The sequence below is a fragment of the Herbiconiux sp. L3-i23 genome, assembly GCF_023734115.1.
In the GTDB taxonomy this organism is placed as follows: domain Bacteria; phylum Actinomycetota; class Actinomycetes; order Actinomycetales; family Microbacteriaceae; genus Naasia.
Genome location: NZ_AP025737.1, coordinates 198,813 through 220,815 on the forward strand (window position 1 = coordinate 198,813; position 22,003 = coordinate 220,815).

Here is a 22,003-nt window from a genome sequence, read left to right on the forward strand (position 1 = left end):
GCTTGCGCGGGGGACTCGATACGGCGCTGCGCCCTACTCGACGACCGGGTAGAGGTGTCGCGCCCTTCGTATCGCTTCGCGGGGCGGGCGGGCGGCCGTTGGAACATGGACGAAACACCCGTGCGTCAGCATGGGTAGGTTCGACAGCGACAGGAGGCGCGCATGCTGGAGATCGCCGAGCGGGTGCTCGCCGCGCTCGACGCCGGTCGCGACGTCGCCGTAGCCACCGTCACGCGGGTCACCGGGAGCGCCCCGCGCACCGTCGGCACTTCGATGGGACTCGCGGGCGGACAGGTGCTCGGCAGCATCTCGGGCGGCTGCGTCGAGGGCGCCGCCGTCGACGCCTGCGAGCGGGTGCTCGAGAGCGGCGAGGCCGAACGGAACCGCTTCGGGTTCACCGACGACGACGCCTTCGCCGTGGGGCTCTCGTGCGGCGGCGAGTTGGACGTCATCGTCACCCTCGTCGGATCTCCCGCGCTCGTCGCCGAACTCCGAGCCGCTGCCGCAGGCGACGAGGCGGGAGTCGCGACCGTCGTCGACGGTCCGCGAGCGCTCCTGGGTCGCACCGTTGCGGCGACGGTCGGACGCGACCTCGACGGCGACCTGATCGCGGACGACCTCGCCGCCGCCGGACTGCCCTCGCTCTCGCTCGACCGCATCCGCGCCGTCGTCGGCGCAACGGTCGATGCCGGGCGCACGGACGAGGTCACCGTCGACTGCGGCGACGAGACGCTCACACTCCTCGTGGAGTCGCACCGGGCCGCACCCCGCCTCTTCGTCATCGGCGCGGTCGAGTTCGCCGCGGCGCTCGCCGTGGCCGCACGTCCGCTCGGCTACCGCATCACGGTGTGCGACGCGCGGCCGGTCTTCGCGACCGCCGAGCGCTTCCCGGCCGCCGACGAGGTCGTCACCGAATGGCCGAGCCTCTACCTCGCGGGCCAGAGCATCGGTCCGCGTGACGTCATCTGCGTGCTGAGCCACGACGACCGGTTCGACATCCCCGTCCTTTGTGAGGCGCTCGAGTCTCCGGCGGAGTTCGTCGGCGCGCTCGGTTCGCGGCGCACGCACGAGCGGCGGATCGCCGCGCTCCGGGACGCCGGCGTCTCGGGGCAGGCGATCGCCCGACTTCATTCCCCGATCGGTATGGATCTCGGCGCGAGCACTCCCGAGGAGACGGCGGTGTCCATCCTCGCCGAGGTGCTCGCAGCCCGGAACGGCGCGAGCGGCGCTCCGCTGCGCGATCTCGACGGCGCGATCCATCGCCCGACGACGAGCGCGGGCGCCCGGTGACGCGGACGATCCTCCGCGGCGGGCACGTCGTCACCGTCGACGCGGCGGACACCGAGCACGCCGACGGCACCGTCGCCATCGAGGACGGCCGCATCATCGCCGTCGGCGACGCGGCGCCGGCGGGATGGGACGACGCCGAGATCGTCGACGCGAGCGGGTGCCTGATCACTCCCGGGCTGATCAACACCCACCACCACCTCTACCAGTGGCTCACCCGCGGCTGGGCGCAGGACGCGATCCTGTTCGACTGGCTCGTCGCGCTCTATCCGACCTGGGCGCGCATCGACGCCGACCTGGTGCGGTCGGGCGCGGCCGCGGCGATGGCGGTGCTCGCGCGCTCGGGCTGCACCCTCGTCGGCGACCACCACTACGTCTTCCCGCAGGGCGGCGGCGACATCATCGGCGGCATCGTCGAGGCGGCTTCCGAGGTCGGGGTCCGACTGCATGCCACGCGCGGATCGATGGACCTCGGGCGATCGCAGGGCGGACTCCCTCCCGATTTCGCGGTCGAGACGACCGACGCGATCCTCGAGGCGAGCATCCAGGCGGTCTCCCGCTATCACGACCCGTCTCCGGATGCGCGGGTGCAGGTCGCGCTGGCCCCCTGCTCGCCGTTCTCAGTGACGGGCGAGCTGCTCCGAGAGTCGGCGGCACTCGCCCGTGACCTCGGTGTCCGCCTGCACACGCACGGCGCCGAGACCGTCGAGGAGGAGGCGTTCTGCCGCGAACGCTTCGGCATGGGCCCCACCGACTACCTCGAGGGTCTCGGCTGGCTCGGCCGCGACGTCTGGATGGCGCACTGCGTCCACCTCGACGAGCGTGACATCGCGAAGTTCGCGGCGACCGGCACCGGCGTGGCGCACTGCCCGTCGTCGAACGGGCGCCTCGCGGCAGGGATGGCGCCCATCGCCGACCTCCTGCGCGCCGGCGCCCCGGTGGGTCTCGGGGTCGACGGCGCCGCGTCGAACGAATCGGGGCAGCTCGCCACCGAGATCCGGCAGGCGGTGCTGATGGGGCGATTGCGCTCCGGCGCCGACCGGATGAGCGGGCGGGATGCGCTGCGGATCGCCACTATGGGCGGCGCCCGTGTGCTCGGGCGCGACGCGGACCTCGGATCGCTCGAGCCGGGCAAGCTCGCCGACATCGCCGTCTGGCGCATCGACGGCGTCGAACACGCGGGGATCGCCGATCCCGTGGCAGCCTTGACCCTCGGCGCTCAGCCGCCGCTATCGCTACTACTCGTCGGAGGTGAGGCCGTCGTGCGCGACGGAGAACTCGTGAAGTCGGACAGTCGGGCCATCGCCCGCCGTGGCGCGGACGCCGCGCGCACCCTGGCGGCGCGCGCATGAGCGGAGGCATCCCGGTCTACTTCGATTGCGACACCGGCATCGACGACACCTTGGCGCTGTTCTACCTGCTGTCGCGTCCGAACCACGATCTCGTCGGGGTCGGCTGCGTCAGCGGCAACGTCGACGCGGCGCAGGCGGCCCGCAACACGCTCGACCTGCTCGCCCTCGCCGGGCGCCCCGACGTGCCGGTCGCGGTGGGCGAGCACGACTTCCTCACCGCGCCCTACACGCAGGGGCCGGCGCACATCCACGGCGTGAACGGTGTCGGCGACGTCACGTTGGCGACGAGTGGCGAGCCGGTCGAGCAGGACGCGGCCGACCTCCTCATCGCCCTCTCACACCAATACGAGGGCGCCCTGGAGGTCATCGCCGTCGGTCCGTTGACGAACCTCGCCGTCGCGGTCGCCCGCGACCCGGAGCTCGCCTCTCGCGTCGCGCGGGTCACGATCATGGGTGGCGCCGCGCTCGCGCCCGGCAACCTCTCGCCGGCGGCGGAGGCGAACATCGGTCACGATCCGGAGGCCGCCGCAGCGGTGTTCGACGCCGGATGGCCCGTGACGATGGTCGGCCTCGACGTGACGATGCACCACCGGATGACCGATGCGGAGCGTCAGCAGCTCGTCGCCGCGGGCACTCCGCTGCAGACCACGCTCGCCGAGATCCTCGACACCTATTTCGGTTTCTACGACGGCATCCTCGGCGTCCGCGAATGCACCCTGCACGACCCCCTCGCGGTCGCCGTCGCGACCGGCGACGCGGTGCCGAGCCTCGCGCCGGTGGTCAAGGTGAAGGTGGAGACCGGGTCGGGGCCTGCGCGCGGGGCGACCGTCGCCGACCTGCGGGGCATGTACCGGGGCCATCCGCCCGTCGAGGGTGCTCGGCACACGGTCGTGCTCACGATCGATCGCCCGTTCGGCCCCGACATGCTCGAGGCTCTTCTCGCCCTGAAACCGGCGAGCTGACGTGAGCGCCCGAGACGGGAACCGGCCGCCTCGCACCCGGCGTCTGCGACGCCTCGCAGTGGGGCTCTGGATCGGGGCGGCGGTGCTCGCGGTGACCGCGGTGCTGTTCATCGGTTTGTTCGACGAGGTGCCGGGCATCGTGACCACCGGCCTGTCGCTGGCCGCATCGGGGCTGGTGGTGGCCGGCATCATCGTGTGGGGTCGCGCCGACCCGGCCTACGATCGCAGGACGTTCGACCACGAGCCCGACTGAATCTGCTCCGCGACCGGACGTGACGGTGCACGAGGACGGTGAAACGCATGGTTGAGCGGGACCTATCCAGCGGCGGAGCAGGGTCGGAGGGGCGGAAGCTTCACGACCTGCTGGTTTACACGGATGTCGAGGACCAGCTACCGATCCTGCGCCCGTGGCTGTCGGTGCTCCTGCTCCTGGTCGGGGTCGCGGTGCTCGTCATGCTGGCGCCGCTGATCGCCGTCACCACAGAGAGCCTCCGGTTCACGGTCGCCGTGGGTTGCCTGGGCGGGGTCCTCGTCTTCCTCGGCGGACGCTCGCTGTGGCTGGTGCTGCGGGGACCGCGACGCGACTGAGCGACCGGAGTCGACGTCCCGCCGGCCCTAGCGTTCGCGGTCTGCCGTAACACCTCCGATACACGGCTGGTGTTCACTGGGGCGACCGACCACGGCGAGAGGAGGCGGTCATGGATCAGGGCACCGTCACCTCGTACCGGTTCGCGCGCGACCGCGCCGATCTCGCGCTCGGCCCCGGCGAGAAGGTCGTCGCCGGCGGAACGTGGCTCTACTCCGAGCCGCAGACCCACCTCACCGGGTTCGTCGACATCACCCCCATGCCGTGGCCGCACCTCGAGTTCCCCGACGACGGGGGACTCGTCGTCGCCGCCACCTGCACCATCGCGGAGCTGGCGGAGCTCGCCGACGACCCGCGGTGGAGAGCGGCGCCGCTGTTCTTCCAGTGCGCCTCGGCTCTGCTGGCCTCTTTCAAGATCTGGAGCATCGCGACGGTCGGCGGCAACATCTGCCAGTCGTTCTCGGCCGCGGGCATGGTGTCGCTCGCAACGGCGCTCGACGCGACCGCCCTCGTCTGGACAGCCGGCGGCGGTGAGTACCGCCGGCCGGTCGCCGGGTTGATGACGGGAAACGGCACCAACTCCCTCGCGCCCGGCGACGTGCTGCGATCGGTGTCCTTCCCCGCGGATGCGCTCCGCGCGAGAACCGCCTACCGCAAGATCGCGCTCGCCGAACTCGGACGCTCGGGCGCCGTGCTGACCGGACGCCGGCACGACGACGGACGCACCGTCTTCGGCATCACCGCCGCGACGCTCACCCCCACGGTGCTGCGCTTCCCGCAGCCCCCGAGTGCTGAGGAACTGCGTTCCACCGTCGCCGCGGCGAGCGGCTACTACACCGACCCGCTCGGCAGCGCCGACTGGCGGCGCGGGGTCAGCGAGGTGCTCCTCGAGGAGATCCGGGTCGAACTCGGAGGTGACGAGTGAGATTCGAGATCAACGGCGAACCGGTCGACGCCGACCCCCGCCCGGGCCAGGTGCTGCGAACGCTGCTCCGAGAGCAGGGGCACGTCGAGGTCAAGAAGGGCTGCGACGCCGGGGACTGCGGCGCCTGCGCGGTGCTCCTCGACGGCACGCCCGTGCACTCCTGCATCCTGCCCGCTGCGCGAGTCGAAGGACACGCGGTCACCACCGTCGCCGGGCTCGGCGCCCCCGATCACCTGCATCCGATGCAGGAGGCCTTCGTCGACCACTTCGGCTTCCAGTGCGGGTTCTGCACCGCGGGCATGGTCGTCACCGCGTCCACCCTCGACGAGGACGACCTCGACGACCTTCCGCGGCTGATGAAAGGCAACCTCTGCCGCTGCACCGGATACCGGGCGATCGACGATGCGATCCGTGACGGGGTCGCGAGGGGCAAGGCGCAGAACCTCGGCTCGACCGGCCTCGACGACCGCCCCGCCGCCGGGGTCGTCGGCACCTCGCCCGTTCCTCCCGCCTCGCGCCGGGTCGTCTCCGGCGCAGAGCCGTTCACCTTCGACACCGACCTCACGGGCGCCCTGCACCTGCGCGTGCTCGGCAGCCCGCACGCGCACGCGCGCATCCTCTCCATCGACACCTCCGCGGCGGAGGCCGTCGAGGGAGTGCAGCTCGTGCTCACCCACCGCGACGTGCCGGACACCCTGTACTCGTCCGCCCGGCACGAGCACCGCGAAGACGACCCCGACGACACGAGGATGCTCGACAGCGTCGTCCGGTTCCGCGGTCAGCGGGTCGCCGCGGTGGTGGCCGACACCGTCGCGGCCGCCGAAGAGGCCTGCCGCCGCATCGAGATCGAGTGGGAGGTGCTGCCCGCCGTGTTCGATCCTGAGGAGGCCCGCGCTCCCGGCGCCCCACTGCTGCACCCCGACCGCACGCCCGCCGATCGCGTCGATCACGCCGACCGCAACACCGTCGCCGCGCTGCACAGCGGGTACGGCGACATCGAGCAGGGCCTCGCCGCCGCGGCCGCGACCGTCTCCGGGGAGTGGCGCACCCAGCGCATCGCGCACGCCCAGCTCGAGACCCACGGCTCGATCGGCTGGCTCGACGACGACGGCCGCCTCGTCATCCGCACCAGCACGCAGGTGCCGTTCCTCACCCGCGCCGAACTCAGCCGCCTGCTCGATCTGCCCGTGGACCGCATCCGCGTGCTCACCGCGCGGGTCGGCGGCGGATTCGGCGGCAAGCAGGAGATGTTCACCGAGGATCTCGTGGCGCTCGCCGTGCTGCGCACCGGTCGCCGCGTCGCATGGGAGATGAGTCGCAACGACGAGTTCGTGCGCACGAGCGTCCGCCACCCGATGCGAGTCGGCGTGACGCTGGGCGCCGCGGCCGACGGACGGTTGACCGCGATGAAGGTCGAGGTGCTCTCGGACACCGGCGCCTACGGCAACCATTCGCGTGGCGTGCTGTTCCACGGCTGCGCCGAGTCGATCAGCCTCTACCGATCGCCGGCGAAACGGGTCGATGCCGAGGTCGTCTACACGAACAACGTGCCGTCGGGAGCGTTCCGCGGCTACGGGCTGGGGCAAGTGGTGTTCGCCGTCGAGTCGGCGATGGACGACCTGGCCCTCGAACTCGGTATCGACCCGTTCGAGCTGCGCCGCATCAACGCGATCACCGAGGGCGAGCCGGTGCTCGCCGGGCATGGTGAAGCCGAGGCCGACCTCGTCTGGGGCAGTTACGGGCTCGACCAGTGCCTCGACCTCGCCGACGCGGCTCTGCGGCGCGGCAACGGTGTCGCCGGCCCCGAGGGCGAGCACTGGCGGGTAGGCGAGGGGATGGCGGCGGCGATGATCGCCACCATGGCCCCCTACGGCCACATCTCGCAGGTGACCGTCGCGCTCGCCCCTGACGGCGGTGTCGAGCTCGGCGTGGGCACGACCGAGTTCGGCAACGGCACGACCACCGTGCACGCGCAGATCGTGTCGACCGTGCTGGGCGTCCCGATGGAGCGCATCCGCATCCGACAGTCGGACACCGACGCCGCCGCCTACGACACCGGAGCCTTCGCCTCCGCAGGCATAACGGTCGCGGGCAAGGCGCTGCACGCCGCCGCCACCACGTTGCGTCGAGTGCTGCTCGACACCGCGCGTCGTGTCAGCGGTGTGCTCGAACCCGGCGTCCTCGACGAGCATGGTGTGCGGATGGGATCGAGGACGATCCCCTTCGCCGACCTGCTGGCCGCCGCTCCCGCCGAGTATCGAGTGGGCGATCGGATCGTCGCCGACGGCAGCGAGCTCGGCGAGGTGCGTTCGCTCGCCTTCAACGTCCAGGCGTTCCGGGTGGCGGTCGACGTGCGCACCGGAGTGGTGCGCGTGCTGCAGTCGGTGCACGCCGCCGACGCGGGCACCGTGATGAATCCCGAGCAGTGCATCGGCCAGGTGGAGGGCGGTGTGGCCCAGGCGCTGGGCGGTGCGCTCTACGAAGAGGTTCAACTGGACGGTGAAGGTCGAGTCTTGAACCCGGTGTTCCGCACCTACCGTGTGCCGCAGATGGCCGACATCCCACGCACCGAGGTGTACTTCGCCGACACCAGCGACGATCTGGGGCCTTTCGGCGCGAAGTCGATGAGCGAGTCGCCCTACAACCCCGTCGCCGCGGCGATGGCGAACGCGGTGCGGCGCGCGCTCGGCGTCCGACCGCATGAGACGCCGATGTCGCGCGACCGCGTCTGGCGCCTCGCGGCCGACGCCCGTTGAGCGCGCCGATACGAAGGAGCGATCAGCCCCAGGGCAGATCCTGATCGGACCCGACGGGAGCCAGCGGCACGACGAGAACCGGCCGGTGCTGACGGTGCGCGAGGTGCACCGCAACCGACCCGTTGAAGAACTCGCGGACACTCGCCCGCACGGTCGACTCCCGCGTGCCGACCACGATCATCGCCGCATCCCGTTCGTCGGCGAGGGCGGACAGTGCCGCCGCCGGATCGCCCGCCATCCGGTGCGTCTCCCACTGCACCCCGGGAGGCAGCAGCGCGACGATCCGCTCCGCCAGCTCCGCACCGAATTCCCGTGGAACGTCGTCGGCCGCGTCGAGCTTCATCGACATGGTCGGCTCGATGATCGGATCCGCCGGGCTGAAGATGCCCGCAACCGAGTACCGGTCGGTATCGACGTAGACGAAATGGAGTCGCGCCTGCATCAACGTCGCGAACCGCGCGGCGGTGCGCGTCACCTCGTCGGGCTGGGTCGGGACCACGCCGACCACGATGGAAGTGCCCCTGCTCTCGTCAGCCATGGTCGACTCCTCACACCGTCAGTGCGCTGGTCTCTTCCTACACCCGACATCAGCGGCGGGATAGGGGTGCGGCGTCAGTCGATGCCGAGCGCGCGCCGGGCGTTGACCTGCCGGGTCTGCCGCTTCAGCGTGAAGAGGTCGTAGATCGTGCCGAGGCCGAGCAGGCCGAAGGTCAGCAGCCAGATGATGCCGCGGAAGATGCGGCCGAGGTAGAAGTGCTGCACACCGGCGACTCCGACGAGGGTCGGCAGCATGAAGACGTAGGCGAGCCCCGAATCCTTCGGTGGCAGGGACGAATAGGCGCTCATCGGTGCGGTTCCTCTCGACTAGTGGGGTCCACGCTAGCGAGCGCACCTGCCCCGATGCCGAGATGCCCAGTTCTGCGGGTGTTTCGCGTCGAAGACCCGCAGAACTGGGCACCTCGAGGATCAGGCGGGGAGGTCGATGCCCTGCGAGCGCGCGTAGTCGCGCACCTGCTCGATGTAGGCCGCGCGGCGGCCGGCCGGCAGCCATGACGCCTCGAACGAGTTGATCGCGAGCTGCACCAGGTCCTTCGAGGTCAGCTCGGCCTGCTCGGCGAGCGCGACGTAGTTGTCGGCGACGTACGCGCCGAAATAGGCGGGGTCGTCGGAGTTCAGCATGACCCGGACACCGCGGCGCAGCAGCCCGACGATCTCGTCGGACTTCATCTGCTCGGTCACGAACGAGTTCGACACAGGGCAGGTGGTGAGCCCGAGCCCCTTCGCCTTGACCAGCTCGACGAGCGAGTCATCCTCGACGATGTTGGTGCCGTGATCGATGCGGTCGACCGCGATCTCCTCGATCACCGTGCGGATGTTGTCGATCGAGCCGACCTGGTCGATGTCGCAGTGCATCGTCAGGAAGAAGCCCTCGGCCTTCGCGCGGGTGAAGACGGCGGCGAACTTGGCGGGCGGGTTGTCGCGCTCGTCGGAATCGAGGCCGACTCCCACGATCCACTGCTTGTAGGGCAGCGCCTCCATGAGGGTCGCCATCGCGTACTCGGCCGAGAAGTCGCGCAAGAAGCAGAGGATCAGCTCCGCCGAGACGCCGAGCTCGTCCTGTGCCCTCACGGCCGCGCGTCGATAGCCCGAGATGACGTTCTCGAACGGCACGCCACGGCTCGTGTGCGCCTGCGGGTCGAAGAACATCTCGACGTGGACGACGCCGTTCTCCTTGGCCTTCAACAGGTACGCCCAGGCGAGATCGTGGAAGTCGTCCGCCGTCTGCAGCACCTGCATGGCCGGGTAGTAGACGGCGAGGAAGCTCGTCAGGTCGGTGAAGTTGTAGGTGGCGCGCACGTCCTCGACGGTCTTCTCGGCCAGCTCGATTCCGTTGCGGGCGGCGAGCTCGAACTTCAGCTCGGGCTCGAGGGTGCCCTCGAGGTGCAGGTGCAGCTCTGCCTTCGGCAGACCGTAGGCGAAGGACTTCAGATCGGACATTGTGATGCTTCCTCGGATCGGTGGGGCGGAGTGTTCAGGCGCGGTCGGCCATGCCCATGCGGGCGAGGACGACGGCCTCGATCACCTGGACGACCTGGTAGAGCGCGACGGAGACGATGGTGATCATGACGACGGCGGCCCACAGGTCGGGGAACTTCGCCTGCGCTGCGAACTCGACGCCGGCACGGCCGATGCCGTTGCCGGTCGAGAGGATCTCGGCGAGGAGCGCCCCCGTGATCGCGCCGGGCACCGAGACGCGGATCGCGGCGAAGAGCGACGGCAGCGCGCCGGGCAGGGCGACCTTGCGGATCGCCGTCCAGGTGCTACCGCCGTAGACGGAGACGACGTCGAGCATCTGCGGTGAGGCGTTCTTCAGGCCGAACGCGATGGTGACGAGCGCGGGGAAGAGCACGACGATGCCGCCGATGACGGCGACCGACGCGTCGGTGCCGAAACCGAAGATCAGGATGATGACGGGGGCGAGCGCGACGAGCGGCACCGAGCGCAGCAGTGTCGCGACGGGCATGAGGGCCGACTCGACGGTGCGGGAGAGCCGGAAGAGGATCGCCCCCACGATGGCAACGGCGAGTCCGGCGAGGAAGCCGACAGCCGAGTGCTCGAGCGTCACCGCGAGGTTGGCACCGAGCACGGCCCGGTTCTCGCCGGCGTCCTCGTCGAGGAAGAGGAAGTCGACGACGTCGAGCGGCCCCTTCGCGACGTAGGGCGAGACCCCGGTGAGGTACACGACGGCGAGCCAGATGAGCACGATGATGACGAACGTCGACAGGGCGACGAGGGAGCTGCGGCCGAGCGCGCGCAGGATCGCCTTCGTCGTCGCGCCGGCGGACACGCGCTCGCCCTGCGATGCGGGGGCGGTGGCGGGGGAGGAGACGGTGGTCATGACCGGGCGCTCCTTCCCGACGACCAGGGCGCGACCATCCGGGCGATGAGGCCGACGAGCGCGAAGCCGATGATGGCGACGAGCGCGCAGATCAGGAACAGCGCCCAGACCCGCGGCGAGTTGAGCGACACCTGCGATGAGACGAGCATCGGCCCGACACCGCGGTCGATCTTGCCGAAGTACTCGCCGAGGATCGCGCCGAGGAAGGCGGCGGGCACCGCGATCTGCAGCGAGTTGAGGATGGAGGGGAGCGCGGCGATGAGGCGCACCTTGCGCAGTTGAGTGAAGCGCGATCCGCCGTAGACGGTGACGACGTCGAGGGCGGCCTTGTCGGCGGCTTTCAGGCCGAGCAGCGAGCCGACGACGGTGGTGAAGACGACCGAGAGCCCCGCGAAGAAGACGGCGGTGGCGGAGGGGTCGCCGGCGCTGCGGGCGCCACCGAGGATGATGATCGCGAGCGGCCCGATCGCGACGATGGGCACGCAGTACGTGATGACGGCGATCTGGTTGATGACGCCGTCGAGCCACGGCGCGAGCAGCACGATCGTGGCGAGGATCAGGGCGATCAGGTTGCCCCAGAAGTAGCCGATGCCGGCTTCGGTGATGGTGACGGCGAAGTTCGACCAGTACAGCTCGATGCCGTCGTCGGCGAGCGCTTGGAGCACCGCGAGGGGCGACGGCACGGGAGCGTAGCCGCCCGATGCGGGGACGAGCAGCGATGCGATCCACCAGACCGCGACGACGCCGACGGCGCCGATGAGGGCAGAGGCCCAGCCGGGGAGACGGATCGCGCTCATGGAAGGGCGGTCGGCGTCGGAACGGGAATCGGCTCAGCCGACCCGGACGACTCGGGAGTCGCTTCCCCGCTCGTCGTCTCGCCCGCGCCGAAGAGCAGATCGGAGGCGTGGTCGACGTAGGCGTGGAACTCGGGCGTGCGCATCATCTCGGGGGTACGCGGCCGCGGGAGGTCGATCTGCATGACCTCCTTCACCCGGCCGGGACGCGGGGACATGACCGCGACCTGGTCGGAGAGGAAGATCGCCTCGGAGATGCCGTGGGTGACCATCAGGGTCGTCGCCGGCTTCTCGGTCCAGATGCGCAGGAGTTCGAGGTTGAGGCGCTGACGGGTCATGTCGTCGAGTGCGCCGAAGGGCTCGTCGAGCAGCAGCACCGACGGCTTCATGACGAGGGAGCGGGCGATGGACACGCGCTGGCGCATACCGCCCGAGAGCTGGGCGGGTTTGGCCTTCTCGAAGCCGCGGAGGCCGACGAGGTCGATGAGCTCGTCGATGTAGGCGGTGTCGACGGGTTTGCCGGCGATCTCGAACGGCAGGCGGATGTTCGACAGCACCGAACGCCACGGGAGAAGGGCGTGGTCCTGGAATGCGATGCCGAGCTCGTTGTTCTTGCGCAGCTCCTTGGGGCTCTTGCCGTCGACGCGGGTGGTGCCCGATGTCGGGTCCTCGAGCCCGGCGAGGATTCGCAGGATGGTCGACTTGCCGCAGCCCGAGGGGCCGAGCAGCGACAGGAAGCTGCCCTGCTCGGAGTGGAGGTTGGCGTCCTGCAGTGCCACGATCGTGCGGCTGCCGACCCGGAACTCCTTGTGCAGGTCGCTGATGTGCAGGCCGGTGCCCGAGGCCTGCTGGCCCCGGGCACCGGTGGTGTCGCTAGTGGTCACTAAAGGGTCCGATCAGCCCGCGTAGGCGATGAGCTCGGGGTTCTCCTCGTAGACCTCGGCGAGCAGCGAGAGGTCGAAGAGGTCGGACGCCTCGATGTCGAGCCCGACAGCCTTCAGGGTAGCGATGGTGCGCTCCTGCAGCTCGTCGGTGATGACGAACAGGCCGTTCTCCTCGGTGTCGGAGGACACGACGAGCTCGTTCTGCGCCTTCGAGCCTTCGATGGCCTTCGCCATGTCGAGGTCGAGGTCGACGCCGTACTCCTCGACGGCGAGGCGGGCACCCTCTTCGGGGTCGGCCAGCTGGTCGGTCCAGCCCTTGATCTCGGCGACGAGGAACGCCTTCAGCATCTCGCGGTTCTCGGCGAGGGTCTGGTCGGTCACCGTGATCGTCTCGGCGACGAACGGCAGGCCGTTGTCGGCGAAATTGAGGGTGGTGACGTCGATGCCCTGCATGCTGACCGTGATCACCTCGTTGGTGATGTACGAGACGAAGCCGTCGACGTCGCCGTTGACGAGCACCGAGGGGTCGTAGTCGACGGGAACGACGGTGACCTCGGATGCGTCGATGTCGTTCGCGGCGAGCAGCGCCTCGAAGAGCGAGGTGTTCGACGCCTGCACGCCGATCCGCTTGCCGATCATGTCCTCGGGGGTTGCGATGTTACCGCCGTCGGCGAGCGACAGGATGGTGAAGGGGTTGGCCTGGAAGGTGGCGCCGATGATCTTCAGCGGCGCCTCCTCGTTGGCGACGACAGTGCCGACTGCGACCGAGTCGGACAGGGCGATGTCGGCGGAGCCCGAGAGCAGCTCGGCGGTGCCGGTCGAGGGACCCGCGGTCATGACGACCTCGGAGAAGCCGGCCTCATCGAAGTAGCCCTTGCTGTCGGCGAAGAACTCGCCCGCGAACTCCTCGTTCTTGATCCAGGACAGCTGCAGGTTGAGGTCGCCGTAATCGGCGGACCCCGACTCGCTGTCGGACGCCGCGTCGGCGCCGCCGGAGCAGGCCGCGAGGGTCAGTGCGACGGCTGCGGCGCCGACCGCGAGTGCGGTGCGGCGGGCCGTCGTGAGGGTGAATCGTGCCATTGGTGTGATCGTCTCCACTCTGGGTGCGGGGGTGGCGTGACGCGCGATCCGGCACGGAGGAAGACGTGCGCCGGAGGCTGTCGGCGTCTTCGCCGGGGGTGCGACGAGAGCGACATTAGGGCCGCGACGTTTCCGGAAACGCTCCCCATGTTTCTCGGATGTAAAACCTCGCTCTCACGGTCGGTCGGCGATGGCGTCGACCTCCCGCACATGACCGATAGCTTCTCGGAAGCTTGTATTAGTCAACCTAGTTGACTACATTGGTGGACAACCGAGTTGTCTATTCGAGGAGAAGTCCATGACGAACATCACCCACTCTTCCGCGTCCATGACCGCAGTCGCTCACCACACCATGCAGAGCGCCGACGCGACCCTCCACTACGTCACCGCCGGCAGCGAAGGCACCCCCATCCTTCTCGTCCACGGCTGGCCCGAGACGTGGTGGGCCTTCCGTTCCGTCATTCCGCTTCTGGCGGCAACGCACCGAGTAGTCGCAGTGGATCTCCGCGGCTTCGGGGACTCAAGTGCTAGAGAGGGTGACTACTCCGACGCGGCGTCGGCGGAAGACCTCCATCGTCTCGTCGAACACGTCGGATTCGGACCGGTCCACCTTGCCTGCCAGGACCTCAGCGGTGGCCCCGCGCTGCGCTTCGCCGTCACGCACCCCGAGGATGTGCTCAGCTTCATCGGAACCGAGACCACCTTCCCAGGGTTCGGCATGGAGATGTTGGCCGACGTCAACAACGGCGGCTCCTGGCACCTCGGCTTCTTCGGCGCCCCAGGCATCCCGGAGATGCTGCTTCCGGGACACGAGCGAGATGTTCTCGACTGGGCGTACACGGTCATGGGCGCCGATCGAGACACCGTGACCCACGAAGACCTCGCCGAGTTCGAGCGGACCTACGCCCGGCCGCACGCCGAACGAGGACCTGCCGGTCTCTACCAGGCACTCTTCGCCGACAGGGGCGCACTGCGCTCCCTCGTCGAGGGTGCGCCTCTGCAGGTGCCTATCCTCGCGATCGACGGACCCAACCGGCCCTTCACCGAAATGACGCTCCGCCAGGTCGGCGAGAACATCACCTCCGTGCACATCGACGGAGTCGGCCACCTCGTAGCCCAGCAGGCGCCCGACCGATTCGCGGCCGCCGTCCTCGAGTTCGTCGATCGCGTCGACGCTTGCTGACTCGCGCCCGATCTGGCCGGCCGGACCCATCTGCCTGCCGGCCAGACGCCGACCCTGAATAGGCTGAATCGATGACACACCCGGGCGCTGACCTCGCGCTTCTGCTCCTCGCTTCCTATCGGAAGCTCGTCGATCAGGCCGTGCTCGAACTCGCACACCACGGCCACGCGGACGTGACGCCCACCCTTCACTACGCGATGAGCGCAATCGACCTCGGTGCAGGAACAGCGTCCGAGCTGGCGCAGGCGCTGGCGGTCACCAAACAGGCTGCGGCCAAGACCGTCTCTGTGCTGCTCGCTCGGGGCTACATCGATATCGATGTCGACCCCGACGACCGACGACGAAAGCGCCTCCGCGTCACCGTCGCCGGACACCGCGTCATGCAGGACGGCGCCGCCATCTTCGACACGCTGCGCGAGAACTGGGCGGAACAAGCGGGAAAGGAAGCCGTCGAAGCGCTCGAGGAAACGCTGCGGGACTACACCCGCGACGCCCCTATCCGGCTCGACTCACCAGGATGGTCGAACGATGTGTGATCCCCGCGCACGCTGAGTCGAGGGGCTGCGTATCCGATACTCGGGCCCCCGCCGGCTCGAGGGCCACGAACGGGACCCGTCGAGCCGGACGAGGCAGTGCGGACCCTATGACTGCGAGCCGCGGCGGATGAGCGCGACGGCGCCGGCGATGGCGAAGTAGAGGCCACCGGCGATCGGCGCCATGACCAGCCACCAGAAGTGCAGGCCGTACTCGCCGCGCGCCATTTCGATCGCGAACGGGATGAGCGCGACGCCGAGGATCAGAGCGATGAGGCCGAAGACGAGCGAGAAGACGGGACGGCCAGGGGTGAACGAACGCATCCCGCCACGCTATTGACGGCGGGCGCCCGGCGGTCCTCCCACTTCGCGGGCCACTCGGGGCTCGCTTGCCGCACGCCGGGTCGTCGGTTATGCTCGTGGACAGCCAAAGACCGTCGGTTGTCGGCGTGCCCGGAAGTCCCTTCCGGATTCGTCGCCTAAGGCTCGCAGAATGCGAGGGCCTGCGCAGGTGTGTGAAGTGGAATCCGATCGCCAGATCGAGTCGAAGCTCCGTGCGTCTGCGCGGAGCTTTTTTCATTGTGCGGGTGCGGCGGTCTTGTCCGACCACAACACAAGGAGTCCCATGGCGACGAAGGAAGCGTCGGTTGCCGAGCTCTCGGACCAGTTCCAGAACTCGAACGCAGCCCTGCTGACCGAGTACCGCGGACTCACGGTCGCGCAGCTCAAGCAGCTGCGTGCGAACATCCGTGAGCACGCGACCTACGCCGTGGTGAAGAACACGCTGACCAAGATCGCGGCGAACAACGCGGGCATCACGTCTTTCGACGATGAGCTCGCGGGCCCCTCTGCGATCGCGTTCGTGCACGGCGACACTGTCGCCGTCGCGAAGGCGCTGCGTGATTTCGCCAAGGCGAATCCTCTCCTGGTCGTGAAGAGCGGGTATTTCGACGGTGCACCGCTCACCGCCGACGAGGTCACGAAGCTCGCCGACCTCGAGTCCCGTGAGGTGCTGCTGGCCAAGGCCGCCGGCGCCATGAAGGCCACGCTCACGCGTGCCGTCTACACGATCAACGCGCCGCTGTCGAAGGCCGTTCGCACGGTCGACGCTCTGCGCGACAAGCAGGAGTCCGCGGCCTGAACCTCAGGCTGTCGGTAGGACGAGAAACCCAACACAAGGAGATAAACGATGGCAAAGCTGTCGACTGACGAGCTGCTCGAGGCGTTCAAGGAGCTTTCCCTGATCGAGCTCAGCGAGTTCGTGAAGAAGTTCGAGGAGACCTTCGACGTCACCGCCGCCGCGCCCGTCGCGGTTGCCGGTGCTGCTGGCCCCGCCGCCGGCGCGCCCGCCGAAGAGGTCGAGGAGAAGACCGAGTTCGACGTCATCCTCGAGGCTGCCGGCGACAAGAAGATCCAGGTCATCAAGGAGGTCCGCGCGCTCACGAGCCTCGGCCTCGGCGAGGCCAAGGCCCTGGTGGACGGTGCTCCCAAGCCCGTCCTCGAAGGCGTCAACAAGGAAGCGGCCGACAAGGCCAAGGAGCAGCTCGAAGGCGCCGGCGCGACCGTTTCGGTCAAGTGATCGCCCGGTGACGCGCTAGCGTCACCAGCGATCAGGTCGAGTGACCCGCGGTTCAGCGGGGCGAAACGAGACCTGTGACCGAGCGTTTCGCCTGATCTGATCAGAGCGATTCCGTAACGAAAGGCCCCGTCTCCCAGTGGGAGGCGGGGCCTTTCGTCATGCCGGGAGGCGCGGCGCTGCGAGGGGAGAGCTACTCGGCCGTGTAGGTCGCGGCGACGCCGAGGATCCAGGTGACCCCGAAGCCGTCGGTCAGCATCCCGAAGCCGGCGCTGAACGCCGATGCGGCGAGTGGCTCGATGATGGTCCCTCCGGCCGAGAGCGCGTCCCAGTAGCCCTGCACCTCGTCGAGGGTCTCGCCCTCGACCGAGACGAAGAACGGCTGGTCGGTGAGAGTTACGCCGTTCTCGCGGTGCGTCGAGCCCGCCGTCTCAGCCGAGCCGCCGAATTGACCGGGGATGTCGTAGGCGAGCACGCGGAGGCCGGACTCGCTCGTCACCTGACCGAAGACGACGTTCGACGCGCCGGGCGCGTCCGCGGGCATGCCGAAGTCGCCGTACGTCGTGATCGCCAGCTGCCCGCCGAACACCGACTGGTAGAAGCTCAACGCCGCGCGAGCGTCGCCACGGAAGTTGAGGTGGGTGGTGGTCGTGATGCTCATGTCAGCTCCTGAAGGGATGTGAACGGGTTCGTTCCCGATGTCATCAAGCCTGGCGGTCGTGTAGGTCAGATTCGGTCCTACACCGGAACTAGTCTCGAACCATGGCCACCCCGACCTCACGACTGCTCGAGCTCTTGTCGCTGCTGCAGACGCGGCGCGATTGGCCTGGCTCGCTGCTCGCCGAGCGCCTCTCGATCAGTCATCGCACCGTGCGTCGCGACGTCGATCGGCTGCGCGAGATGGGCTACCGCATCACGGCGACGATGGGGCCCGAAGGCGGCTACCGCCTCGAGGCAGGGAGCGAGTTGCCGCCGCTGCTCTTCGACGACGATCAGGCCATCGCGCTCGCGGTCGCCCTGCAGGCGGCGACCGTCACCGGGGTCGGCATCGCCGAGGCGGCCATGCGCGCGCTCACCACGGTGCGGCAGGTCCTGCCGTCGCGATTGCGTCACCGGCTCGGGTCGCTCGAGTTCACCGCCCTGCCGGGGCGCTCCGACGATGCGGTGTCGCCCGACGTGCTCATCGCCCTCTCGACGGCGGTCCGCGGATCCGAGTTGTTGCGCTTCGAGTACGCGAGCCGTTCCAGTGATGCCTCGGAGATCAGGCCGCCGAGACGGGTGGAGCCGCACCATCTCGTGACCTCGAACGGCTGCTGGTATCTCGTGGCCTGGGATCTCGACATCGACGCTTGGCGCATCTTCCGAGCCGACCGCATCACTCCGCGCGAGCCGACCGGTAAGCGGTTCACCACTCGTCCGTTGCCGGGCGGCGACGTGGCTCACTACGTGGCTGCCCGGTTCAAGGGATCGCAAGAGGAGAACCGGTGGCCCTGCGTTGGCACGGTGATCGTCGACCGCCCGGCGAGCGACGTCCGTCCTTTCGCCGAGGACGGCGTCGTCGTCGACCTCGGCGGCGGGCGCTGCAGCATCGAGACGGGTGCGTGGTCGTGGGTCGGCCTCGCGGCGAACCTCAACCGCTTCGACGCCGACATCGAGGTGGTCGGGCCGCCCGAGCTCAAACACGCCTTCCAGCGGCTCGCCGAGCGCAACGCTGCGACGGCGCGGTAGACCCGTCTTCGCGATCCGGGGCTGAGCGGGGTGTGGTTCGCCTATCGGCCCTGGCGAATGCTGGAGCCATGGACATCAGCAACAACAACACCATCTTCATCCCCGGCGCCACCTCGGGCATCGGCCTCGGCCTCGCTCTGCGGCTCCAGGCCGAGGGCAACACCGTGATCGTCGGCGGTCGTCGCACCGACCTGCTCCGCGAGATCGCCGCCGAGCAACCCGGCATCGACACCATCGAGATCGACACGACCGACGCCGACTCCATCGCGACCGCCGCCGCAGACCTGGCCGAGCGTCACCCGCGCCTGAACACCCTCATCACGATGGCGGGCATCATGGAGCCCGAGAACCTGCTCGACCCGGCCTCGATCGACGTGGCCGAGCGCACCGTCGAGGTCAACCTGCTCGGGCCCATCCGACTCGTCAACGCGTTCCTGCCCGCGCTGCTGGCGCAGCCGGACGCCACAATCATGACGGTCAGCTCAGGCCTCGCCTACGTGCCGCTGCCCGCGACCCCCACCTACAACGCGACCAAGGCGGCGATCCACTCGTTCACCGAGTCGCTGCGGGTGCAGCTCGCCGACACCGCGGTACAGGTCGTCGAACTCGTTCCGCCCGCCACCCAGACCACGCTGATGGGATTGGACAAGAGCCCGACGGCCATGCCGCTCGAGGAGTTCCTCGACGAGGTCATCAGTCTGCTGAAGGCGCAGCCCGCCGCCGAACAGATCCTCGTCGAGCGGGTCAAGTGGCAGCGCAACGCCGTGGCGGAGGGCCGCTACCAGGACGTCCTCGGCGTCCTCAGCGGCCGCCACCGCTGAGCGCACCGGCGACTGAGGCGCGGCGCTGCCCCGGTCGTCGAGTAGCGACGTAGGAGCGTATCGAGACGGCTCGAGCAGCGACGAAGGAGCGTGTCGAGAGCACGGTTCGATGTCAGTGGCTGGCACGCCGACGCGAATGGAAGGATGGAACGCGATGCCTCGATTCCAGCAGGACCAGCTCGGCGAGTTCCTCCGGACCCGCCGCGATCACCTGCTCCCGCGCGACGTCGGGCTGACGGTCGGGCCTCGCCGCCGCACCCCTGGCCTGCGCCGCGACGAGGTCGCGATGCTCGCCAACATGTCGAGCGACTACTACGAGCGCATCGAGCAGGGCCGAGGTCCCCAGCCGTCCCCGGCGATGCTCGGCGCCATCGCGCGGGCACTGCGCCTCGATCTCACCGAGCGCGATCACATCTACACGCTCGGCGGGCATCCCGTCCCCGAGCCGAACGTGGCCCTCGGATACGCGGACCCCGGCCTCATGACGGTGCTCGACGCCCTCGCCCCGCGCGTGCCGGCGCTCATCGCCGACGACCTGCACAATGTGGTCGGTCAGAACCCGCTGAACATCGCGCTGCTCGGCCAGCTCGTCGGTGAGCCCGGGTTCCGTTCCAACTTCGTGTGGCACTGGTTCCTCGACCCCGTTTACGCCGAGCTCTACGCACCGAACGACCGCGAGCAGCTCAGCCGCACCTACGCCGCCGAGTTGCGCGGCGCGTCGGCACGCCGTCCGGACGACGCCGACGCGGCGGGCCTCATCGACGAGCTCCGCAGCAACAGCGCCGACTTCGAGCGGGCGTGGGCGCTGAACGAGGTCACGACGTCGGTCACCACGCGGAAGGTGCTGCAGCACCCGCTCGTCGGCCTGCTCGACTGCCACTGCGACATCGTCGTGAGCCCGCCGTCGGGCCAGCGGCTCGTCCTCTTCCGTGGGACACCCGGCACCGACACCAGCGAGCGCCTCGCGATGCTGCAGGTGCTCGGCACCCAGGAACTCGCCGCCGGCGCCTGAGCGTCAGCGGCGCTCTGCTGGAAAGTCTGCAGACGGCTACGCGGTGATCCAGGCCAGTTCGCGGGCCTGGACGAGGGCGTCGCGGTACTCGCGCAGCGAGGCGGGCGAGAGGTGCACTCCGCCGTCGGTGCCGGCCACGGCGAGTTCCTCGGCGGCCGCTTCGAGGTTGCCGATCTCGAGGTGCGCGAGAGCCGCCTCGAGCGAGCATTCGGCCTCGAGCGAGACGCGACGCATACCGGGGACGGCGGTCGAGTCGGAGCAGCGCATGCGCGCGCTCATCGCGGCGACGACCGCGTGATGCGGGCGACCACTGAGGCGAAGAGTGCGGGCGCGTTCGATCTCGCCTTCGATGGAGTCGGCGATGTTCACGGCCGTGCTGACGGCGCGCGTGACGTAGGTGAGCGATGTCGGGTTCATCGGGGAAGATGCCTCTCGGGTAGTGCCTCGCGTCGGGTAACACGAGGTGAGACGAGTCCGACCCTAAACGCACGATCCATGCGCTGTAAAGCACTCGGCCCCCGTTGTGGGGGCGGCGACCCGGCGTGGCGCTACGCGCCGGCCGTCGGCGGGCTGGTAGAGGTGCGCTCGATCAGCTCGAGCGGGATGGCGATCTCGAGCGGCTCCGGAGTCTTCGCGCCGCCGAGGAGGTCGAGCACGATCGCGACCGCGAGCGTGCCCTGCTCCGACGGGATCTGCCGCACGGTGGTGAGACCGAAGACCGCCGACATGGGGTGGTCGTCGACCCCGACCACGGAAAGCTGCGACGGGATCGCGATGTCGAGCGCGCGGGCGGCGAGAATCACGCTGTGCGCCACCTCGTCGCTCGCCGCCACGATCGCGGTGGGGCGATCGGGTGCGGCGAGGAGATGCATCGCCGCGTCGTAGCCGTCCTCCACCGTCATCCGGCTGGCCACGAAATCACCGCGCCGCTCGGGGAGCCCCGCCTCGGCCATCGCGGTGCGGAAGCCGTGCAGACGCTTGCCGTGCACCCCGAACGGCAGCTCGCCCGCGAGGGTGCCGCCGAGGTGGAGGAGTCTGGTGTGCCCGAGCCGCAGGAGATGGCGGGTCGCCATCGTCGCGGCGGCGACATCGTCGATGCGCACCGTGGTGGTCCCCGCCAGCTCCCCGCCCACACCGACCAGCGGCTTGCGTAGCGAGGTCAGCGAGTGCATCTGCGCCGACTCGAGCTCCATGCCGACCGCGATGACGGCATCCACCCGTTTGCGGACGAGGAAGTAATCGAAGACGCGTCGCTGCTGCGCAAGGTCGCCGCGGAGCCGGTAGAGGGTGAGGTCGTACCCGGCCGCGAGCAGCGCCTCCTCGATGCCGTCGATCACCTCGGCGAAGAACCACCGGTTGATGTACGGCGTGATCACGCCGACGTTGCGCGTGCGACCCGTCACGAGGCTCGCGGCGTTCGTCGACGCCACGTAGCCGAGTTGGAGTGCCGCCTGCGCGACCCGCTCCCGGGTGGCCGCCGAGACATAGCCGGTGCTGTTCAGGGCGCGCGAAGCCGTCGCCTTCGACACCCCTGCCAGGCGCGCGACATCGACCAGCGACTTCACGGGACCCTTCCTCGGACCGCGCGGGGCCGGGAGACGGCGGGCATCCTCGCCCGACGTGTG

General features: G+C 69.4%; 25 protein-coding genes. 14 read left to right on the top strand and 11 right to left on the bottom strand.

Annotated elements, in window-relative coordinates; translation table 11 throughout:
• The first annotated feature begins 162 nt into the window (after positions 1-162).
• The 7 genes from NGH83_RS01045 (at position 163) to NGH83_RS01075 (ending at position 7,868) form a co-directional block, all read left to right on the top strand.
• A complete protein-coding gene (locus NGH83_RS01045; protein ID WP_251857229.1) occupies positions 163-1,290 on the top strand; it encodes an XdhC family protein in 1,128 nt (375 codons plus the stop codon).
• Positions 1,287-2,639 (top strand): 8-oxoguanine deaminase, encoded by a 1,353-nt coding sequence (locus NGH83_RS01050; protein WP_251857230.1) that lies wholly within the window; start codon positions 1,287-1,289, stop codon positions 2,637-2,639. Before NGH83_RS01045 ends, NGH83_RS01050 begins: the two co-directional genes overlap by 4 nt.
• Positions 2,636-3,601 (top strand): nucleoside hydrolase, encoded by a 966-nt coding sequence (locus NGH83_RS01055; protein ID WP_251857231.1) that lies wholly within the window; start codon positions 2,636-2,638, stop codon positions 3,599-3,601. The genes NGH83_RS01050 and NGH83_RS01055 overlap by 4 nt, the downstream gene beginning before the upstream one ends.
• A gap of 1 nt (position 3,602) precedes the next feature.
• The gene (locus NGH83_RS01060; RefSeq protein WP_251857232.1) at positions 3,603-3,854 is read left to right on the top strand and encodes a hypothetical protein; all 252 of its coding nucleotides are present in this window, start codon (positions 3,603-3,605) and stop codon (positions 3,852-3,854) included.
• A gap of 47 nt (positions 3,855-3,901) precedes the next feature.
• The gene (locus NGH83_RS01065; protein ID WP_251857233.1) at positions 3,902-4,189 is read left to right on the top strand and encodes a hypothetical protein; all 288 of its coding nucleotides are present in this window, start codon (positions 3,902-3,904) and stop codon (positions 4,187-4,189) included.
• Between the two features lie 110 nt (positions 4,190-4,299).
• The gene (locus NGH83_RS01070) at positions 4,300-5,112 is read left to right on the top strand and encodes a xanthine dehydrogenase family protein subunit M (protein ID WP_251857234.1); all 813 of its coding nucleotides are present in this window, start codon (positions 4,300-4,302) and stop codon (positions 5,110-5,112) included.
• Positions 5,109-7,868, top strand: coding sequence for a molybdopterin cofactor-binding domain-containing protein (locus tag NGH83_RS01075; RefSeq protein WP_251857235.1), 2,760 nt, complete (start codon positions 5,109-5,111; stop codon positions 7,866-7,868). The genes NGH83_RS01070 and NGH83_RS01075 overlap by 4 nt, the downstream gene beginning before the upstream one ends.
• A 22-nt stretch (positions 7,869-7,890) precedes the next feature.
• On the opposite strand, the gene NGH83_RS01080 is transcribed toward NGH83_RS01075, so the two are convergent.
• The 7 genes from NGH83_RS01080 to NGH83_RS01110 form a co-directional block, all read right to left on the bottom strand.
• Positions 7,891-8,406: a universal stress protein gene (locus NGH83_RS01080; RefSeq protein ID WP_251857236.1), complete on the bottom strand. Its 516-nt coding sequence runs from the start codon at positions 8,404-8,406 to the stop codon at positions 7,891-7,893.
• Positions 8,407-8,480: 74 nt separating this feature from the next.
• The gene (locus NGH83_RS01085; protein WP_251857237.1) at positions 8,481-8,714 is read right to left on the bottom strand and encodes an NINE protein; all 234 of its coding nucleotides are present in this window, start codon (positions 8,712-8,714) and stop codon (positions 8,481-8,483) included.
• A 120-nt stretch (positions 8,715-8,834) separates the two neighbouring features.
• Positions 8,835-9,866: an adenosine deaminase gene (gene add, locus NGH83_RS01090; RefSeq protein WP_251857238.1), complete on the bottom strand. Its 1,032-nt coding sequence runs from the start codon at positions 9,864-9,866 to the stop codon at positions 8,835-8,837.
• Positions 9,867-9,900: 34 nt separating this feature from the next.
• Positions 9,901-10,767, bottom strand: coding sequence for an ABC transporter permease (locus NGH83_RS01095; RefSeq protein WP_251857239.1), 867 nt, complete (start codon positions 10,765-10,767; stop codon positions 9,901-9,903).
• Positions 10,764-11,564, bottom strand: coding sequence for an ABC transporter permease (locus NGH83_RS01100; RefSeq protein ID WP_251857240.1), 801 nt, complete (start codon positions 11,562-11,564; stop codon positions 10,764-10,766). The genes NGH83_RS01095 and NGH83_RS01100 overlap by 4 nt, the downstream gene beginning before the upstream one ends.
• Positions 11,561-12,445, bottom strand: a complete 885-nt coding sequence (locus NGH83_RS01105) for an ABC transporter ATP-binding protein (RefSeq protein WP_251857241.1) — start codon at positions 12,443-12,445, stop codon at positions 11,561-11,563. The genes NGH83_RS01100 and NGH83_RS01105 overlap by 4 nt, the downstream gene beginning before the upstream one ends.
• Before the next feature lie 12 nt (positions 12,446-12,457).
• A complete protein-coding gene (locus tag NGH83_RS01110; protein WP_251857242.1) occupies positions 12,458-13,525 on the bottom strand; it encodes an ABC transporter substrate-binding protein in 1,068 nt (355 codons plus the stop codon).
• Between the two features lie 298 nt (positions 13,526-13,823).
• Between NGH83_RS01110 and NGH83_RS01115 the strand changes: the two genes are divergently transcribed.
• Positions 13,824-14,708 (top strand): alpha/beta fold hydrolase, encoded by an 885-nt coding sequence (locus NGH83_RS01115; RefSeq protein WP_251857243.1) that lies wholly within the window; start codon positions 13,824-13,826, stop codon positions 14,706-14,708.
• A gap of 140 nt (positions 14,709-14,848) precedes the next feature.
• Complete coding sequence (locus NGH83_RS01120; protein WP_251857244.1) at positions 14,849-15,244, top strand: MarR family winged helix-turn-helix transcriptional regulator; 396 nt, start codon at positions 14,849-14,851, stop codon at positions 15,242-15,244.
• Positions 15,245-15,349: 105 nt separating this feature from the next.
• On the opposite strand, the gene NGH83_RS01125 is transcribed toward NGH83_RS01120, so the two are convergent.
• Positions 15,350-15,565, bottom strand: coding sequence for a hypothetical protein (locus tag NGH83_RS01125; protein WP_251857245.1), 216 nt, complete (start codon positions 15,563-15,565; stop codon positions 15,350-15,352).
• Between the two features lie 301 nt (positions 15,566-15,866).
• Between NGH83_RS01125 and rplJ the strand changes: the two genes are divergently transcribed.
• On the top strand, positions 15,867-16,382 hold the full coding sequence (rplJ, locus tag NGH83_RS01130; protein WP_251857246.1) for a 50S ribosomal protein L10: 516 nt from the start codon (positions 15,867-15,869) through the stop codon (positions 16,380-16,382).
• A 48-nt stretch (positions 16,383-16,430) separates the two neighbouring features.
• The gene (rplL, locus tag NGH83_RS01135) at positions 16,431-16,820 is read left to right on the top strand and encodes a 50S ribosomal protein L7/L12 (RefSeq protein ID WP_251857247.1); all 390 of its coding nucleotides are present in this window, start codon (positions 16,431-16,433) and stop codon (positions 16,818-16,820) included.
• A 190-nt stretch (positions 16,821-17,010) separates the two neighbouring features.
• Here rplL and NGH83_RS01140 read toward each other — a convergent pair whose 3' ends face one another.
• Complete coding sequence (locus tag NGH83_RS01140) at positions 17,011-17,478, bottom strand: VOC family protein (protein ID WP_251857248.1); 468 nt, start codon at positions 17,476-17,478, stop codon at positions 17,011-17,013.
• 101 nt (positions 17,479-17,579) lie between these two features.
• Here NGH83_RS01140 and NGH83_RS01145 point away from each other — a divergent pair, with 101 nt between their 5' ends.
• From NGH83_RS01145 to NGH83_RS01155, 3 genes are all read left to right on the top strand, one after another.
• Positions 17,580-18,545: a YafY family protein gene (locus tag NGH83_RS01145; protein WP_251857249.1), complete on the top strand. Its 966-nt coding sequence runs from the start codon at positions 17,580-17,582 to the stop codon at positions 18,543-18,545.
• 68 nt (positions 18,546-18,613) lie between these two features.
• A complete protein-coding gene (locus tag NGH83_RS01150; protein WP_251857250.1) occupies positions 18,614-19,366 on the top strand; it encodes an SDR family oxidoreductase in 753 nt (250 codons plus the stop codon).
• 154 nt (positions 19,367-19,520) lie between these two features.
• On the top strand, positions 19,521-20,378 hold the full coding sequence (locus NGH83_RS01155) for a helix-turn-helix transcriptional regulator (protein WP_251857251.1): 858 nt from the start codon (positions 19,521-19,523) through the stop codon (positions 20,376-20,378).
• Positions 20,379-20,414: 36 nt separating this feature from the next.
• Here the strand turns inward: NGH83_RS01155 and NGH83_RS01160 are convergent, their stop codons facing one another.
• Positions 20,415-20,795 (bottom strand): hypothetical protein, encoded by a 381-nt coding sequence (locus NGH83_RS01160; RefSeq protein WP_251857252.1) that lies wholly within the window; start codon positions 20,793-20,795, stop codon positions 20,415-20,417.
• A 131-nt stretch (positions 20,796-20,926) separates the two neighbouring features.
• Positions 20,927-21,943 carry a LacI family DNA-binding transcriptional regulator gene (locus NGH83_RS01165; protein ID WP_251857253.1) on the bottom strand — a complete coding sequence of 339 codons (1,017 nt, stop codon included), beginning with the start codon at positions 21,941-21,943 and terminating at the stop codon, positions 20,927-20,929.
• Between the last annotated feature and the right edge of the window lie 60 nt (positions 21,944-22,003).